Here is a 16,730-nt window from a genome sequence, read left to right on the forward strand (position 1 = left end):
GGTGCGGATGAAACCTCCAGAAACAACAAAGCCGCCCGAGGGCGGCTTTGTTGATCGGGCTAAAGCTTAGTGCTTGTCGCCAGCCAGCTTGTGTTCCAGGTAGTGGATGTTGATTCCACCTTTGCAGAAGCCTTCATCGCGGACCAGATCGCGGTGCAGCGGGATGTTGGTCTTGATCCCGTCGACAACGATTTCGTCCAGCGCATTGCGCATGCGCGCCAGCGCTTCGTCACGGGTTGCGCCGTAGGTGATCAGCTTGCCGATCAACGAATCGTAGTTCGGCGGAACAGCATAGCCACTGTACAGGTGGGAATCGACGCGAACGCCGTTGCCACCTGGCGCGTGGAAATGCTTGACCGTGCCTGGGCTCGGCATGAAGGTTTTCGGGTCTTCGGCGTTGATTCGGCATTCCAGTGCATGACCGCGGATAACCACGTCTTCCTGGGTGTACGACAATTTGTTGCCAGCGGCGATGCTGAGCATCTCCTTGACGATGTCGATGCCGGTAACCATTTCCGAAACCGGGTGCTCAACCTGAACGCGGGTGTTCATTTCGATGAAATAGAACGCGCCGTTCTCGTACAGGAACTCGAAAGTACCCGCGCCACGGTAGTTGATGTCGATGCACGCCTTGACGCAGCGTGCGAGGACTTCCGCGCGAGCCTTCTCGTCGATGCCCGGTGCCGGCGCTTCTTCGAGAACCTTCTGGTGACGACGTTGCAGCGAGCAATCGCGGTCGCCCAGATGGATGGCGTGGCCCTGGCCATCGGAAAGCACCTGGACTTCCACGTGGCGTGGGTTAGTCAGGAATTTTTCCAGATAGACCATCGGGTTGCCGAACGCTGCGCCCGCTTCGGTGCGGGTCAGTTTTGCGAAGGAGATCAGGTCTTCTTCTTTATGCACAACGCGCATGCCGCGACCACCACCGCCGCCAGCGGCTTTGATGATCACCGGGTAACCGACTTCGCGACCGATGCGCAGAGCGGTTTCTTCGTCTTCAGGCAGTGGGCCGTCGGAACCCGGAACGGTTGGAACGCCAGCAGCGATCATGGCGTGCTTGGCCGAAACCTTGTCGCCCATCAGGCGAATGGTGTCGGCTTTCGGGCCAATGAACGCGAAGCCGGAGTTCTCGACCTGTTCAGCGAAATCAGCGTTTTCCGCAAGGAAACCGTAGCCTGGGTGAATGGCGGTAGCGCCGGTCACTTCGGCCGCAGCGATGATTGCCGGGATATGCAGGTAAGACTTTGCCGCCGAGGCCGGACCGATGCAGACGGATTCGTCCGCCAGGCCCAGGTGCATCAGCTCTTTGTCAGCCGTGGAGTACACGGCGACGGTCTTGATGCCCATCTCTTTGCAGGCGCGCAGGATTCGCAGGGCGATCTCACCGCGGTTGGCGATCAGAACTTTTTCCAACTTCGCAGTCATCAAAGTTTCTCCGCGGTTCAAACGATGGTGAACAGCGGTTGGTCGTACTCAACCGGCTGGCCGTCTTCGACGAGGATGGATTCGATCACACCGCTGGTTTCAGCTTCGATGTGGTTCATCATCTTCATGGCTTCGACGATGCACAGGGTGTCGCCTTTCTTCACGGTCTGGCCGACTTCAACGAAGGACGGCGAGCTTGGCGAAGACTTGCGATAGAAGGTGCCAACCATCGGCGAACGGGCAACGGTGCCGTTCAGAACAGGCGCGGCCGGAGCGGCAGGCGCTGCAGCGGCAACCGGGGCGGCAGCAACAGGCGCTGGAGCCGGAGCGTGCATTGGCGCAGGAGCGTAGTACTGCTGAGCCGGGGTTTTGCTGTGACGGCTGATGCGTACGGACTCTTCGCCTTCCTTGATCTCGAGCTCGTCGATGCCGGACTCTTCCAGCAGTTCGATCAGTTTCTTAACTTTACGGATATCCATGAATCATCAACTCCCAAGGGTCGGTCAGGGGCGTTACGCTTGTTGTTCAAGCCGTTGCCGGTCTTTCAAGCTGTTCCAGGGCGGCCTCCAGGGCCAGTCGATAACCGCTGGCGCCAAGGCCGCAGATCACTCCCACCGCTACGTCGGAGAAGTAAGAGTGATGGCGGAAAGGTTCGCGTTTGTGCACGTTAGACAAATGCACTTCGATGAATGGGATGCTCACCGCCAGCAGCGCGTCACGTAATGCGACACTTGTGTGCGTAAAAGCTGCTGGGTTGATCAGAATGAAGTCCACACCTTCGCCTTTTGCGGCGTGGATACGGTCAATCAATTCGTACTCGGCGTTGCTTTGCAGGTACAGCAAATGGTGGCCGGCTTCACGGGCGCGGCGTTCCAGGTCCTGGTTGATCTGCGCCAGCGTCGTAGCGCCATAGGTGCCCGGTTCGCGGGTGCCGAGCAAGTTCAGGTTGGGTCCGTGCAGAACTAATAGCGTCGCCATCTGCTGTTCCTTGTTATCTGTGTGCAGTTGTCAGAACCCGGCGACTATGCCGCAAAGCCTTTGTGACTGTCCAGTTCTATGCAATAGCCAGCACGATGGCCGATGTTTGCGCGAAATATGTGACCGGGTTATTAAATCCGGTCATTTGCTTTCGCAACACGTTCGGCGAAGTCTTTCGCGCTGATCTCGCCAATCACGCGCACATCGGCGCGTTCGACACCGTCCTTGCCGAAAAACATGAGGGCCGGAGGGCCGAACAATTTGTAGCGATCAAGCAGTGCGCGTTGCTCGGCATTGCTGGCGGTGATGTCGAAGCGCACGAGGCGATAGTCTTTCAGGCGTTCGACGACGGTGGCGTCGTTGAGTACTTCACGCTCGATGACTTTGCAGCTGATGCACCAGTCGGCGTACCAGTCGAGCAGCAGCGGGGTGCCAGAAGACTTGGCATCGGCGAGGACCCGATCGAGGTCGGCCGGGGTGCTGATGGTTTGCCAGGCGCTGGTGTTTTGCGACGGTTCGTTGCCGGCAACAATGCGCGGTTGACCAATCGGGTTGAGCGGGTCGGTCTGGCCGCTGAATGCTCCGAACCAACAGGCCAGTGCGTAAAACAGCAGGAACATCCCAAGCAGTTGGCCGAGGCGTTTTCGAGGAGGTTTGTAGACGAATTCCAGCGCGCCCATGAACAAGCCGACGCCGCCGGCCAGCAAACCGATCAGCAGCAAGGTGATCTGGCCCGGCAATACGCGACTGACCAGCCCGATCGCCAATCCCAGCAACAACACGCCAATCGCGTTTTTCACGTAGACCAGCCACGGCCCGCTTTTTGGCAGCCAGGCTGCGCCACCGGTGGCCACGAGCAGCAGCGGTGCGCCCATGCCGAGGCCGAGCATGAACAGTTTCAATCCGCCCCCCAGCGCATCGCCGCTGGCGCTGATGTAAAGCAGCGCACCGGCCAGCGGTGCCGAAACGCAGGGCGACACCAGCAGGCTGGAGACCACGCCCAGCACCGCGGCGCCCCATAGCGAACCGCCTTCGGTGCGACCGGCGATCCGGTCCAGGCGACTGCTGATGGCCTGTGGCAATTTGAGTTCGAACACGCCGAACATCGCGAGGGCAAACACCGCAAAAAACATCGCGAACGGCACCAGCACCCACGCCGATTGCAGGCGCGCCTGAAGGTTGAGCTGAGCGCCGAACATCCCCATCAATGCTCCCAGGAGGGCGAAACAGGCGGCCATTGGCAAGACGTAAGCGAGCGACAGGTTGAAGCCGCGCAAACCACCGACCTGACCACGCAACACTACGCCGGAGAGGATCGGCAGCATCGGCAGTACGCACGGGGTGAAGGTCAGGCCCAGACCGGCGAGAAAGAACAAGGCGAGTTCGCGCCAGCTCCAACTCTGTGTCGTGGCGGGCGTCGGTGCGCCAATGCCATCAATGTTCAGGCGTTCGGTTTCGGGTGGATAACACAGGCCTTTGTCGGCGCAGCCCTGATAGGTCACCGCCAACGTGAAGGCGCGCGGGTCGGTGCGCGGCACTACGACGTCGAGAATGCCGTGATAGACCTCGACATCGCCAAAGTACTCATCGTGCTTCTGTTCGCCCTTGGGTAACTGCGCCGCGCCAAGGCCAACCTCGGCCGGATCGGCGCGAAACTGAAAGCGATGACGATAGAGGTAATAACCCTCGGTCGCGACAAAACGCAGCTTGATCGATTGCGGCGTGCTTTCTACCAGGCTCAGCTGAAACGCCTCGCGCACCGGCAGGAAGTCGGCGCTGTTGTTGATCGAGCCCAAGGTGGAACTGGGCCGACTCTCCAGCAACCCGGCGGCGGTGGCCGGCAGGGCGAGCATTAAAAGCAGCAGGCAGAGCAAACGGCGCATGACAATCTCGCGTATCGGAATTGGGGGCATGATAGCGGACAGTCGAGGGGTGTGCAGGGCCAGGAGTCTTTGATCGTTCCCACGCTCCGCGTGGGAATGCAGCCCGGGACGCTCCGCGTCCCAAAAGCGGACGCAGAGCGTCCACTGAAGCATTCCCACGCAGAGCGTGGGAACGATCATCAGGAAGCCATCAAACGCGGAAGGCTTGAACGGCGGTATGCAGTCGCCCGCCCAACACCAGCAGATTCTCCCCTTGCACGCGACCTTCACCGATGCGCAGCAAGTTATCCCCACCCAATTGATGAATCCGCTCGCTGTGATCGCGGATCTCACTGACGGCCCCACTCTGCTGCGCAGTGACATCGGCGATGCGCACGGCGGTGTCGGAAATGGTCTGGATCGCCCCGACGATTTTATCCAGTGCACCGTCGGCCGCCTGAGCCTGATTCGCCGTGGCTTCGGCGTGTTCGACCTGGGCGCGCATGCCTTCCACCGATTGCCGCGCGGCGGTTTGCAGGCCGGCGATCAGGGTCTGGATTTCTGCCGTGGCCCCGGCCGTGCGTTGCGCCAGTGAGCGAACCTCTTCCGCCACCACCGCAAACCCGCGACCCATCTCCCCGGCGCGGGCGGCTTCGATGGCGGCGTTCAGGGCCAGCAGGTTGGTCTGGTCGGCAATCGAGCGGATCACCGTCAACACGCCGCCGATGGTCGCCGATTCTTCAGCCAGGTGCTCGATCATCTGTGCATTGCCTTGCACTTCACCCACCAGCGCGTGCAGGCCGGTGAGGCTCAGGCCGATGACTTTCTGGCCATGCTCAACCGCCAATCCGGCATGGCGACTGGCGTCGGCTGCCTGGCTGGCATCGCCGGCGACCTGTTGGATCGTGGCTTCCAGTTCGCCGAGAGAATCGCGGATCAGCGCGGTGTCGCCAGCCTGGTGTTCGGCGCCGCTGTGCAAGTCATTGCTCAATTCGGCCAGAGTGCGGCTGCTGCCGGCGACCTGTTCGGCATTGAGGCGAATGGTCCCCACCAGGTCCACCAGATACGCGCGCAAGCGATTGAGTGACGCTTCAATGTCGTGCAGTTCACGATTGGTTTTGCCCAGTTGAATGTCCTGGCTGAAATCACCCTCGGCCCAGGTCGAAAGGGCGGGGGCTAGGTTGGTCAGCGTCCTGGCCAGCTTCCGTTGCAAGGTGTCGATCAACAGGGCGATCAGCAGAATCAGGCCGATCATCACGCCCTGCATCAAGCGCACTTCGCCCTGGATCTGCCCGTGCTGGGCGCGGACCACCGGCTCCAGTCCGGCGATGGCCTGCTGCACGTCGGCGATTTTCAGGTGCGTCGCGGTGCTGAGGTCGGTGCGCTTCTGGATCTGCTCGCGTGTGCGCGCCAGTTCGGCTGGATAGCGCGTCAGCAGGCTGTTGAGTTCCCGTTTGAGGCCGACGCCGGCATCTTCGGCGACGGCTTTTTCAGTGTTCTCCAGGCCCATCATCGCCGCGAAATCATCCGTGCCGGTTTCGCTGCTGGCAGCCACGCCGAGCAGTGGCAACGCACCAATCAGCTCAGACTGCGCGCGGATGCTGGCGACTTCGCGCTCGACATCGGCGGCCAGTTCACTGCGACCGCTGCTGACCAGTTTGTCCCGGGCCAATGACAGTTTGCCCAAGTGCTGGGATGCGGCGAGCAGGGGCGCGAGGTACGCCGCGTTGCCGCTGGCGTATTGGCTGAGTTGGTCGAGGCTGGCGCCCAGTTCACGTTCGGCTTGCAGCAACAGCGCTTGAGGGTCACCGGCGAGTTTGCCGGCAGCCAGCAGGTCGGTTTTGCTGAATTCATTCAGGTTCGACAGGCTCGGGCGCAACGTGTCGGCCAGGGCCGGCGGCAGTTCGCCGAGTTCCTTTTGCAGGTTTTCGATGGCTTGGCTGGCGCTGCTCAGGCGCAGGGCATCGCCGCTGGCGAGGTAGTCCTCGACGTTGCGCGCCACTTCATTTTGAAATTGTTGGGACAACCCTAGGTAACGCTCCATCAACAGGTATGGGCGTTCGAGGGCTTTTTGCGACCACCAGAGCGTCGCGCCAAGGGCCACGCACACGGCAACTAAAAGGAGGGTATTGAGATTGGTCAGCAGCTTCAGGCGCATCGCGGGTCTACCAACGGCAGAATGGTAAGCGCCTGAAGTTATTGCGTTTCTGTTACAGGGTTATGACGGAATGGGTCCATTCCGATGAAAAAGTGGCACTTTGCTTTGACGTCCGCGCGGCCTGCACGCGGTTACGTCCGCCGTCCTTGGCGCGGTACAGCGCCTCGTCTGCCTGGCTGGCCATCATCAGGCTGTCGGAGTGTTCGCACAGCTCCACCACCCCGGCGCTGAACGTACACCACAGATCCTGAGGTTGGGCCGGGTAGTGGATTTCGGCAAATCGCTGACGGATTTCATCCAGCACTTTGTGCGCCGATTCGAGGTCGGTGTCCGGCATGACGATGGCGAATTCTTCACCGCCGTAGCGGCCAATGAAGTCGGTCTTGCGCAACCGCTGCTTGAGGAACAGCGCCAGACTCTTGATGACCCGGTCACCCATGGGGTGGCCGTGGCTGTCGTTGACCCGTTTGAAGTGGTCGATGTCGAGCATCGCAAAACTCAATGGCTTGCTCTCGCGGCGGGCGCGGAAGCTGCAGTCCTCGAGCAATTGCAGAATGTGGGTGTGGTTGTACAAACCGGTCAGGCTGTCGCGGACCATCCGCGCTTTCAGATTGCGCGCCCGCGCCGCGCGGTTGCGCACGGTGGTGATCAGGTGCCGCGGCTTGATCGGCTTGGTCAGGAAGTCGTCGCCACCTTCGCTCATGGCGTCGAGTTGCTTGTCCAGATCGTCTTCGGCCGAGAGGTAAATGATCGGCACGCTGACGTAGCGGTCGTTGTGGCGGATCACCTTGGCCAGTTCAGTACCGGTGCAGGTCGGCATGTACATGTCGAGGATGATCAGGTCTGGCTGAAAGTCCGCCAGTTCGGCCATGGCCTGAATCGGATCGATCAAGGTGCGCGTGACAATCCCGGCGCTGTTCAGCAGGCGCTCGGTGTGCAAGGCCTGGGCGCGGGAGTCGTCGATGATCAGCACTTTATAAGGTTCGTACTGGGCGACACAGGTCAGGACTTCGATCTTCTCCAGCAGGCTTGAGGCTTCGAGGGTGCCGGTGAGGAATTCCTGGCCACCGGCACGCACGGCGGCGAGGCGGGTAGGGGTATCGGTTTCAAGCAAACTGAAGAATAAAAGCGGCAGTCGATGATCGAGACCTTCCTGGGCCTCGGCGGCCAGTTTCAAGCCGATGCCGGGGCCACTGAAGTCCACGTCCATGACGATTGCCGCGGGAAGGCGCTCGACCATCGAGGAGCGAAACGCAGCAACGCTGTCCAGGGACTGGGCGCTGAGCCCGAAAAATTCCAGCTGCTTGGCCAGGCGTTCGGCGCGGTCGTGATCCTGCAGCATCACGTAGATGGGCTTGCGCAGCGGTGGCAGAAAGGTTTGATCGAGTTGATCGCCGTGGCGCAGGCCGGTGCGCGACAGGCGCTGCATCAAACGATTGAGGTCGGTGATCAGTCCGCTGCTCAGGCGTCCGCGATTGGCATCGACAGCCTCCAGCGACAGACCGATGTGGCGCGCCAGCTGAGTGTGTTCCGGTTGTTCGAAGCGCTCGGCAAACCGCAGCAGGCGCAGGTTGGCCTCGCTCAGTTCGGACAAATCGGTGGTGGACCATTCGCTGCGTTGCAGGCGCTGCCATATCTCAAGAATTTGACGTGCCTGATGAATTACCCGCTGGGCAAAGTGGTGCTTGAGGCGCTCACGGCTGGGGTCTTCTGGCTCGGTCATATCCTGACTACTAGTTAGGGTGCATGCTGAGATCGACTGGTGGCTCTATGCTAGCACCTCTTTTCAATCCCATGAGTGTCGTGTGTCAATAATCTGCAAAGCGGCATCATTCAGTTTCTGACTGTCTGGTCGCATAGGCTCGCCGCTGTGCGCAATCATGTAGCAGCTGGCGTAGCCTGCGTTCGGCTGCGAAGCAGTCGTGAAATCAGTCGATACGGTGTTTCAGAAAGACCTCACGCTCAGGTTTTACGACTGCTGCGCAGCCGAACGCAGGCTTCGCCAGCTGCTACAAAGGTGTGTGCTTCATTTATAGTGGCGCCTCGACGATGCGATTGTGTGGCAAACGAGGCACGATGGCGTAGGGTTGTGGTCGAACCGATGAACTCAAGTGATTGAAAGGATATCGCCATGCTGGACTGGAAGAATCGCGCGGGCAGCGCGCCTGAACGTGCCGCTGAACCGAAATCGGCCGCCCGCAGTTACGTTGGCGGGCTGTTGTTCAGCCGGGCGCTGGCCACACTGATTGCCCTTTACCTGCTCGTTGCGATTGCGCTGGGTTGGTATTGGAGCCAGGAGCCTGCGCTGTTCCCGGTTCAACAAAATGCTCAAGCGGCTGCCGAGAAAGAAGGCAAGCAGATGGTCATCGGGTACACCACGGTGGAAACCCTCAAGACCGTCGCCGGTACTTTGCTGAGCAAGCCAGGTGGCTATATTTCCAACGACCGTTTCCCGCCGGGCCTGTGGATGGACAATACGCCGAGCTGGGAATATGGCGTGCTGGTCCAGGTCCGCGACCTGAGTCGTGCCATGCGTAAAGACTTTGCGCGTTCCCAGTCGCAGTCCACCGAAGACGCCGACCTGGCCAAGGCCGAGCCGCGTTTCAACTTCGACAACAAGAGCTGGGTGCTGCCTTCCAGCGAGTCCGAATACCAGGAAGGCATCAATTCCCTGAGCCGTTATCAGGCACGTCTGTCCGACCCGAGTCAGAAGAGCGCTCTGTTCTATGCCCGCGCCGACAACCTGAACAACTGGCTGGGCGATGTCGGCACCCGTCTGGGCTCGTTATCGCAACGGCTGTCGGCCAGCGTTGGCCGGGTCAAGCTCAACACCGCGCTGAAAACTGAAGTCCTGGCGCCGGGCCAGGTGCCACAGGTCGATGAAGAAATCGTCGAAACCCCGTGGATGCAGATCGACAACGTGTTCTACGAAGCTCGCGGTCAGGCTTGGGCCTTGTCCCATCTGCTGCGCGCCATCGAAGTCGACTTCGCCGATGTGCTCGCGAAGAAGAACGCCACGGTCAGCGTGCGTCAGATCATTCGTGAGCTGGAAGCTTCGCAAGAGCCGGTCTGGAGCCCGATGATCCTCAACGGCAGCGGCTTTGGCGTTCTGGCCAACCACTCGCTGGTCATGGCCAACTACATCTCCCGGGCCAACGCCGCAGTGATCGATCTGCGTCAATTGCTCAATCAAGGCTGAGTCATGGTCGATACCGCCAAAGAGGCTGCCCACCGCGCGGCCTCGGATGCCGAACAGATTGCCTGGGTCGACGAGCAGGACAACCTGCTCGGTGCCCTGGTCCGTTCCGACCTGCGCGAGCGCGGGCTGATCGGGCGTGGCACCTACATCATGCTGTTCAATTCGGCCGGTGAACTGTGCGTTCATCGTCGAACCCTGAGCAAGGCCATTTACCCCGGTTACTGGGACGTGGCGGCGGGCGGCATGGTGCTCGCCACCGAGACGTATGCCGAATCGGCGGCACGTGAACTGGAAGAAGAACTGGGTGTGAGCGGTGTGGAACTGACTGCCCATGATCACTTTTTCTTCGAGGACACCGGCAATCGCCTCTGGTGTTCGGCGTTTTCGGCGGTGTGGGATGGCCCGTTGATCCTGCAGCCGGAGGAGGTGCTGGAAGCGCGCTTCATCCCCATCGATCAGGTCCTCCTGGAAATTCAGCAAAAGCCTTATTGCCCGGACTCTTTGGCCGCGTTGAAGCGCTATCTGCGCGCCCGAGGCGAGAACGTCGCAAAAGAGCTATAAATTGGCGCCGATTGGCTCTTAGCAAGTCGGCTTTTTGCCGTTACACTGCGCGACCTTTTCAAGCTGAGCCAACATTACCTGGCTCAGTAGCGCTGCCCCTGCCTGAGTGGGGCTTCGCGGTCGATGGCACCTGCCCAGGTTGCTGCGACCAGTCTTTGTCCTCCCAAGAGGATTGCCGGTGGCCAAAAAAGCCGCATCCTTCGCCGCCCTTGGTGGCTTGGTATTTTCCACCGACGCAGGTCGTCATTGCCCCGATTGCAGTAAACCGGTGGACGCCTGTATCTGCAAACAGACCGTTATCCCGGCCGGCGACGGCATCGCTCGCGTGCGTCGCGAAAGCAAGGGTCGCGGCGGCAAGACGGTGACCACCATCACTGGCGTGCCGTTGGCGGAAGAAGCGCTCAAGGACCTGGCCACCACGTTGAAGAAACGTTGTGGGACCGGGGGAGCGTTGAAAGACGCAATCATCGAAATCCAGGGCGATCATGTCGAGCTACTCTTGGCTGAACTGATCAAGCTGGGTTTCAAAGCGAAGAAATCCGGCGGCTAGCAGCCTCTGTGAAAACCACCCTCGGCTTGATCCAGTCCCGATTCAACTCTGGCCTGGCGTCGTCTACATGGTTTTCACAGAGCCTGTTCTGACCGGTTTCTAAACTCAGCGCTGAATGTGAGGTCTATGGCCCTTGCATGCAGGCTAATCGTCATTTTCATTCTTTAGACTGCGCCGGCCTGAACCCAGGCGACGCTCTATGACTTCTTTATAGGGGACTTCAATGTCCGTACGACGCACACGCAAAGACGATGGCAGCCAATGGACAGTTGCGGACAGCCGCAGCGTTTACGGGATTCGCCATTGGGGGGCCGGGTATTTCGCGATCAATGACGCCGGTCGCGTCGAAGTTCGTCCGAACGGTCCGACCAGTTCGCCTATCGACCTTTTCGAGCAAGTCGACCAGCTGCGCCAAAGCGGCCTGTCCTTGCCATTGCTGGTGCGCTTCCCGGACATTCTGCAAGACCGCGTGCGTCAGCTGACCGGTGCGTTCGACGCCAACATCGAGCGCCTGGAATACCAGAGCAAGTACACCGCGCTGTACCCGATCAAGGTGAACCAGCAAGAAGCGGTGATCGAAAACATCATCGCCACCCAGGACGTTTCCATCGGTCTGGAAGCCGGCTCCAAGCCTGAACTGCTGGCCGTATTGGCCCTGGCGCCGAAGGGCGGCACCATCGTGTGCAACGGTTACAAGGACCGCGAGTTCATCCGCTTGGCGCTGATGGGCCAGAAACTCGGCCACAACGTGTTCATCGTGATCGAGAAAGAATCCGAAGTCGCCCTGGTGATCGAAGAAGCGGCCTCGCTCAAGGTCAAGCCGCAGGTTGGTTTACGCGTGCGTCTGTCGTCGCTGGCTTCGTCGAAGTGGGCGGACACCGGCGGCGAGAAATCCAAGTTCGGTCTGTCGGCGGCGCAGTTGCTGTCGGTGGTCGAGCGTTTCCGCGCGGCCGGCCTGGATCAGGGCATCCGCTTGCTGCACTTCCACATGGGTTCGCAGATCGCCAACCTGGCGGACTACCAGCACGGATTCAAGGAAGCGATTCGTTACTACGGCGAACTGCGCAACCTCGGCTTGCCGGTTGACCACATCGACGTCGGTGGCGGTCTGGGCGTCGACTACGACGGTACGCACTCGCGTAACGCCAGTTCGATCAACTACGACATGGACGATTACGCCGGTGTCGTGGTCGGGATGCTCAAGGAGTTCTGCGACGCGCAGAACCTGCCGCACCCGAACATCTTCTCCGAAAGCGGCCGCTCGCTGACCGCTCACCACGCCATGCTCGTGGTGCAAGTGACCGACGTCGAGAAACACAACGACGACGTGCCGCAGATCGAGAACAAGGAAGAACTGCCGGAAACCGTGCAATGGCTGGTTGACCTGCTGGGCCCGACCGACATCGAGATGGTCACCGAAACCTACTGGCGCGCGACGCACTACATGAGCGACGTGGCCACCCAGTACGCCGATGGCAAGCTGACCCTGGCGGAAAAAGCCCTGGCCGAGCAATGCTATTTCGCCGTGTGCCGTCGCCTGCATAACTCGTTGAAGGCCCGTCAGCGTTCGCACCGTCAGGTGCTCGACGAACTCAACGACAAGCTTGCCGACAAGTACATCTGCAATTTCTCGGTATTCCAGAGCCTGCCGGATACCTGGGCTATCGGCCAGGTGCTGCCGATCCTGCCGCTGCACCGCCTCGATGAAGAGCCGCTGCGCCGCGCCGTTCTGCAGGATCTGACCTGCGACTCCGACGGCAAGATTAAGCAATACGTCGACGAACAAAGCATCGAAACCAGCCTGCCGGTACACGGTTTGAACGAAGGCGAAGACTACCTGCTGGGCATCTTCCTGGTCGGTGCCTATCAGGAAATCCTCGGCGACATGCACAACCTGTTCGGTGACACCGACTCGGTGAACATCTACCAGAACGCCGACGGCAGCGTGTACCACGCCGGTATCGAAACCCACGACACCATCGAAGACATGCTGCGTTACGTGCACTTGTCGCCGGAAGAGCTGATGACCCACTACCGCGACAAGTGCGCGAGTGCCCGCATCACTGCCGCCGAACGCACCCAGTTCCTCGACGCTCTGCGCCTGGGCCTGACCCGTTCGTCTTACCTGTCGTCTTGAGGTAAGGCACTGCTCTCATCAGGTTGTCTGAAAATGTTCCGCACGCTTCGGAAATTTCAGATGACTTGGTGGGACGCTTCCCTGATTTCAAGCGAAATGACTCACATCCCCGTCTATCCAAGCGATGTGGTCCTCTTTTCGCGTAGGTCATTTCCTAAGTTGTACTTCGGCACTCTACTCGGCCAACTCTCTCAGAGAGAATCCCCGGCCGCCCCTCCTGTAGAGAATCGCCGATGTTCGATCCAGTCAACGAGCTGTCATTTCGTCTGGATGTAGAGGGTCTGCCCGACCCCGTTGAGGTCTTGGCCTTTACCGGCAGTGAAGCGATCAGCGAACCCTTCGTGTTCGACATTGATCTGCTGATCGATGACCCGACATTGGACCTGGCAAGCCTGCTGTACCGCCCGGCCTTTTTGCATCTAGGGCCGCCGGGGACCGGTTTTCACGGACAGCTGCATGAGCTCGTCCAGGCTGGCCATGGCGCTGCCCCGAGGCTTTGTCGTGTGCGTCTGAGGCCGAAACTGGCCTGCCTGGCCCAGCGTTTCAGCCAGCGCATCTTCAGCAACCGTTCTGTACCCGAGATCCTCTCCCAGGTGCTCAAAGAGCATGGCATTGCCGGCAAGGATCGGCGCTTTGATTTGAGCGGCGATTACCCGCCCCGTGATTTCTGCACGCAATACCGGGAATCGGATCTGCAGTTTCTTCAGCGTCTGTGTACTCAGGAACAGCTTCACTACCACTTCGAGCATCGCCGGGGCGGGCACTGTCTGGTTTTTGGTGACGGGCAGGGACAGTTTCAGCGGGGAGCCGAGATGGTCTTTGAGCCCGACACCGAACAGCTTGGCTTGCAGCAGTTCAAGGTTGAAGGCAAGACGCAGGCTGGCGTAGGTCAGACGAACCTGATGACGCTGCGCAGCGGTCAACGCGTTCTGCTATCCGGCCATCCGTGCTCCGACTGGAATCGTCTCTGGTTGCTGACCCATGTCGAGCATCAGGGCGGGCAGACGCCGGGTTTTGCTTACGGCAACCAGATTCGCGCTGTTGCCGGGGCGCTTCCTTTCGCGGCGCCTCATTCGGCCATGAAACCCCGGATGCACAGCCTGCAGCAGGCCTGGGTGGTCGACGTCGATGAGCCGCAACCCGATTCATCCAGGCCTGTTGCCGTGCAATTTGACTGGGTCTATCAGGGCGAAGGCGCTGCGCCCAGCCACTGCTGGTTGCCGTTGTCGCCGGAGCTGGACGGCACGCACATTATGCCGTTGAGTGAAGGTGCGCAGGTGCTGGTGAGCTTTATCGAAGGTGATCCGGATCAACCCTTAATCACCGGATTCCTTCCCGGCCCACCCTTCACCCAAGCGCCAGGCTTGCCCGAGCTTCCATCCGCCGCGGCGACAGATGAAAACACTGCGGTCGACGGATTGTTGCGTTTGTTGCAATCCAGCGAGCCGCTCGTGCTGCTGTGCCTGTTGCCCGGTGGGGGCAGTTTCAGCCATTGCGCGCAAGCCTTCTGCACTTGCCGGGCAGCTACACAGCTTGGCCAGAGCGGTGCGGCATGATCGTCGCCCAGGCGCCGGACCCAACCGCGCAATGGCTGTTGCTCGATGTGCCTGGGGAGTCCCGGGGCGGGGCGGCACTGCGCCAGCAGTTTGCGCAGGCCCGACGGTTCCAACTGTTCGATGGCACCGAATTTCAGCCGTTACGCGAACACGGGCCAGTCTTGGTTGACCTCAAGGGCTGCCCGGCGCTGGCCGAGTTGTGCCTGCGCGAACCGCACATCTGGAGCGGTTTGTTGCTGGTCAGTGAGGCGTCGTCAGCGCAGTTGCTCGAGCACCTGCGCCGCATGCTCACGGTCACCTTTGGCCTGCATCACCGCGCGTTGTTGAGTTACTACAATCCACACACCGCGAGCTACTTTTTCGACGCCTGCGATGCCTTGGAACTGAGTCGCTGGCTGGGGCCGATCAGTCAGTTGCGCTGGTTCGGCGGAACCTGGGCCGACCGGGCAATCGGCAGTCAGGGCTGGCAGCAGTTGTTCAATCCGGGGCTTGCCGTCAGTCCGTTGGCCATCGAGGAAAATCTGACGCCTCGTCAGCGGGACTCTTTGCAAACCTGCTTGCTTGAGCAGCATGCCTGGCATTGGAGCCGGTCCACCGGGAACGATTACCACAGCCTGTGGACCCACCTGCTGGAAGGGTTGGCGCTGGGTTTCAGCGAACGCCCGGTGCTCGATGGCTGGTTATGGCTGCGCTTGCAGTACCCTGGCGCTACGCCTGTGCAGACATTGCCGGGAGTTACCCAGCAGGAACGTCTCGATAGTCTGCGCAACCTGTGGCAGAACGGTCAAACCTGAACTCAGGGTTCGACAGTTCCTATCCAGCGCACGCCGACTCAGTCAACCCGACCTCTGAACCAGCCGTCGTTCTTGCGCAGCAACCAGGCAAACGCGCCGAGGGTCAGGCTGCGCAGCGCCATGAACAACAGGAACGTTATCCACAGTCCGTGGTTGCCCAAGCCTTGCAGTGCCCAGGCGAACGGCAGCAGCAGAATGACCGTCAACAGCATGCCGTTGCGCATTTCCCGGGCGCGCGTGGCGCCGATGAACAGCCCGTCGAGCAGATAACTCCACACGGCAATCAGTGGCAGCGCGGCGAGGTAGGGCAGGTAGATAAACGCGGTGTCGCGCACGCTCTGGATGTCGGTCTGCATCTCGATGAACAGGTGCCCGGCGAAGGCGAACAGCACGGCAAAGCCCAGGCTCGCCAGCAACGACCAGCCGCAGGCAACCACCAGTGAGCGACGCAGCGCTTCTCGATCGCGCGCGCCGATGGCATGCCCGCACAGGGCTTCCACGGCATGGGCCAAACCATCCAGCGCGTGGGCGGTCAGCAGCAAGCCATTGAGCAGCAAGGCGTTGGCGGCGACGGTGGCATCACCGAGCCGCGCGCCCTGTACGGTGATCAGGAAAAACACCGATTGCAGCGCCAGGCTGCGGATAAAAATGTCGCGGTTGACGGCCAGCAGTGGCCGCCAGCTTTGCCACAACGCCAATGCGGCCCAGGCGATGTGGCCGGGATAGGCGCGCAGGGCTTTGCGAGTCATCAGCAGGCCGATTACGGCGCCGGTCCATTCGGCAATCACCGACGCCCTCGCCGAGCCGACCACGCCCCAGTCCAGTCCGAGGACGAACCACAGGTTCAGCGCGATGTTCACCAGGTTGGTACTCAACAGAATCGCCAGCGGTGCCCGGGCGTTCTGGGTGCCAAGGAACCAGCCGACCAGCGCATAACTGGCCAGCGCTGCGGGCAAGCCGAATAGCCGTGTGTGGAAAAAATCGCGGGTGAGTTGGTCGAGCTCGGCGGAGGGTTGCATGAAGTGCAACGCGACGCCGCTCAACGGGACGCCCAAGGCGCCCAGGACAATCGCCAGCCCCATCGCCAGCAACAAGCCCTGCAACAAAATCTGCCGCAACGCCGCGCCATCCCCACGACCGGCAGCCTGGGCAGCGAAACCGGTCGTGCCCATGCGCAGAAAGCCCATGCCCCAGGCCAGAAAGGTGTACAGGCTGGCCCCGACCGCGACGGCGCCCAACTGATGGGCGTGGGGCAGGTGACCGATGACGGTACTGTCGACCAGTGCCACCAGCGGAACGGAAATGTTCGAAAGAATCATCGGCGCAGCCAGCGCCCAGACCCGACGATGGGTAGGGCGGTCGCGCCAGTCGGCAATCAGGTTGGACATGCAGGCTCCTTGGGGGAGCGGGCATTGTAGCGATACATTTGAGATCTACAGCGATCCAATGTGGGAGTGAGCCTGCTCGCGATATAGGTAGTCCGTTCCTTTCTCTTCCATACTGACTTCGC

At 60.7% G+C, this 16,730-nt stretch carries 13 protein-coding genes; 6 read left to right on the forward strand and 7 right to left on the reverse strand.

Annotated features, from left to right (window positions below):
* Positions 1 to 66: 66 nt before the first annotated feature.
* The 6 genes from accC to gcbA all read right to left on the reverse strand — a co-directional run bounded on the left by accC (position 67) and on the right by gcbA (position 8,146).
* Positions 67 to 1,425, reverse strand: coding sequence for an acetyl-CoA carboxylase biotin carboxylase subunit (accC, locus tag ACYZT8_RS02885; RefSeq protein ID WP_131058899.1), 1,359 nt, complete (start codon positions 1,423 to 1,425; stop codon positions 67 to 69).
* 17 nt (positions 1,426 to 1,442) lie between these two features.
* Positions 1,443 to 1,904 carry an acetyl-CoA carboxylase biotin carboxyl carrier protein gene (accB, locus tag ACYZT8_RS02890; protein ID WP_054044024.1) on the reverse strand — a complete coding sequence of 154 codons (462 nt, stop codon included), beginning with the start codon at positions 1,902 to 1,904 and terminating at the stop codon, positions 1,443 to 1,445.
* 46 nt (positions 1,905 to 1,950) lie between these two features.
* Positions 1,951 to 2,403 (reverse strand): type II 3-dehydroquinate dehydratase, encoded by a 453-nt coding sequence (gene aroQ, locus ACYZT8_RS02895; RefSeq protein WP_109627783.1) that lies wholly within the window; start codon positions 2,401 to 2,403, stop codon positions 1,951 to 1,953.
* Positions 2,404 to 2,534: 131 nt separating this feature from the next.
* Entirely contained in the window at positions 2,535 to 4,286 is a 1,752-nt protein-coding gene (locus tag ACYZT8_RS02900) for a protein-disulfide reductase DsbD (RefSeq protein ID WP_461979090.1), read from the reverse strand.
* Positions 4,287 to 4,476: 190 nt separating this feature from the next.
* The gene (locus ACYZT8_RS02905; RefSeq protein ID WP_461979092.1) at positions 4,477 to 6,423 is read right to left on the reverse strand and encodes a methyl-accepting chemotaxis protein; all 1,947 of its coding nucleotides are present in this window, start codon (positions 6,421 to 6,423) and stop codon (positions 4,477 to 4,479) included.
* A 52-nt stretch (positions 6,424 to 6,475) separates the two neighbouring features.
* On the reverse strand, positions 6,476 to 8,146 hold the full coding sequence (gene gcbA, locus ACYZT8_RS02910; RefSeq protein ID WP_461979094.1) for a diguanylate cyclase GcbA: 1,671 nt from the start codon (positions 8,144 to 8,146) through the stop codon (positions 6,476 to 6,478).
* Between the two features lie 408 nt (positions 8,147 to 8,554).
* Between gcbA and ACYZT8_RS02915 the strand changes: the two genes are divergently transcribed.
* From ACYZT8_RS02915 to ACYZT8_RS02940, 6 genes are all read left to right on the forward strand, one after another.
* Entirely contained in the window at positions 8,555 to 9,622 is a 1,068-nt protein-coding gene (locus ACYZT8_RS02915) for a DUF2333 family protein (protein WP_461979096.1), read from the forward strand.
* Between the two features lie 3 nt (positions 9,623 to 9,625).
* Entirely contained in the window at positions 9,626 to 10,183 is a 558-nt protein-coding gene (locus ACYZT8_RS02920; RefSeq protein WP_131058908.1) for an NUDIX hydrolase, read from the forward strand.
* 178 nt (positions 10,184 to 10,361) lie between these two features.
* Positions 10,362 to 10,733, forward strand: coding sequence for a translation initiation factor Sui1 (locus ACYZT8_RS02925; protein ID WP_131058909.1), 372 nt, complete (start codon positions 10,362 to 10,364; stop codon positions 10,731 to 10,733).
* A gap of 223 nt (positions 10,734 to 10,956) precedes the next feature.
* A complete protein-coding gene (gene speA / locus ACYZT8_RS02930; RefSeq protein ID WP_461979098.1) occupies positions 10,957 to 12,870 on the forward strand; it encodes an arginine decarboxylase in 1,914 nt (637 codons plus the stop codon).
* Positions 12,871 to 13,103: 233 nt separating this feature from the next.
* Positions 13,104 to 14,426, forward strand: coding sequence for a contractile injection system protein, VgrG/Pvc8 family (locus tag ACYZT8_RS02935; protein ID WP_461979100.1), 1,323 nt, complete (start codon positions 13,104 to 13,106; stop codon positions 14,424 to 14,426).
* The gene (locus tag ACYZT8_RS02940; protein ID WP_461979102.1) at positions 14,423 to 15,220 is read left to right on the forward strand and encodes a DUF4123 domain-containing protein; all 798 of its coding nucleotides are present in this window, start codon (positions 14,423 to 14,425) and stop codon (positions 15,218 to 15,220) included. Before ACYZT8_RS02935 ends, ACYZT8_RS02940 begins: the two co-directional genes overlap by 4 nt.
* 38 nt (positions 15,221 to 15,258) lie before the next feature.
* On the opposite strand, the gene ACYZT8_RS02945 is transcribed toward ACYZT8_RS02940, so the two are convergent.
* On the reverse strand, positions 15,259 to 16,608 hold the full coding sequence (locus tag ACYZT8_RS02945; RefSeq protein ID WP_461979104.1) for an MATE family efflux transporter: 1,350 nt from the start codon (positions 16,606 to 16,608) through the stop codon (positions 15,259 to 15,261).
* Positions 16,609 to 16,730: the final 122 nt, after the last annotated feature.

This window comes from Pseudomonas sp. LB3P93, from assembly GCF_054898025.1.

Excerpts from the sequence above, each read along its gene's own strand:
- accC (WP_131058899.1), bottom strand. The coding sequence starts at position 1,425 with ATGACTGCGAAGTTGGAAAAAGTTCTGATCGCCAACCGCGGTGAGATC.
- accB (WP_054044024.1), bottom strand. The coding sequence starts at position 1,904 with ATGGATATCCGTAAAGTTAAGAAACTGATCGAACTGCTGGAAGAGTCC.
- aroQ (WP_109627783.1), bottom strand. The coding sequence starts at position 2,403 with ATGGCGACGCTATTAGTTCTGCACGGACCCAACCTGAACTTGCTCGGC.
- ACYZT8_RS02900 (WP_461979090.1), bottom strand. The coding sequence starts at position 4,286 with ATGCGCCGTTTGCTCTGCCTGCTGCTTTTAATGCTCGCCCTGCCGGCC.
- ACYZT8_RS02905 (WP_461979092.1), bottom strand. The coding sequence starts at position 6,423 with ATGCGCCTGAAGCTGCTGACCAATCTCAATACCCTCCTTTTAGTTGCC.
- gcbA (WP_461979094.1), bottom strand. The coding sequence starts at position 8,146 with ATGACCGAGCCAGAAGACCCCAGCCGTGAGCGCCTCAAGCACCACTTT.
- ACYZT8_RS02915 (WP_461979096.1), top strand. The coding sequence starts at position 8,555 with ATGCTGGACTGGAAGAATCGCGCGGGCAGCGCGCCTGAACGTGCCGCT.
- ACYZT8_RS02920 (WP_131058908.1), top strand. The coding sequence starts at position 9,626 with ATGGTCGATACCGCCAAAGAGGCTGCCCACCGCGCGGCCTCGGATGCC.
- speA (WP_461979098.1), top strand. The coding sequence starts at position 10,957 with ATGTCCGTACGACGCACACGCAAAGACGATGGCAGCCAATGGACAGTT.
- ACYZT8_RS02935 (WP_461979100.1), top strand. The coding sequence starts at position 13,104 with ATGTTCGATCCAGTCAACGAGCTGTCATTTCGTCTGGATGTAGAGGGT.
- ACYZT8_RS02940 (WP_461979102.1), top strand. The coding sequence starts at position 14,423 with ATGATCGTCGCCCAGGCGCCGGACCCAACCGCGCAATGGCTGTTGCTC.
- ACYZT8_RS02945 (WP_461979104.1), bottom strand. The coding sequence starts at position 16,608 with ATGTCCAACCTGATTGCCGACTGGCGCGACCGCCCTACCCATCGTCGG.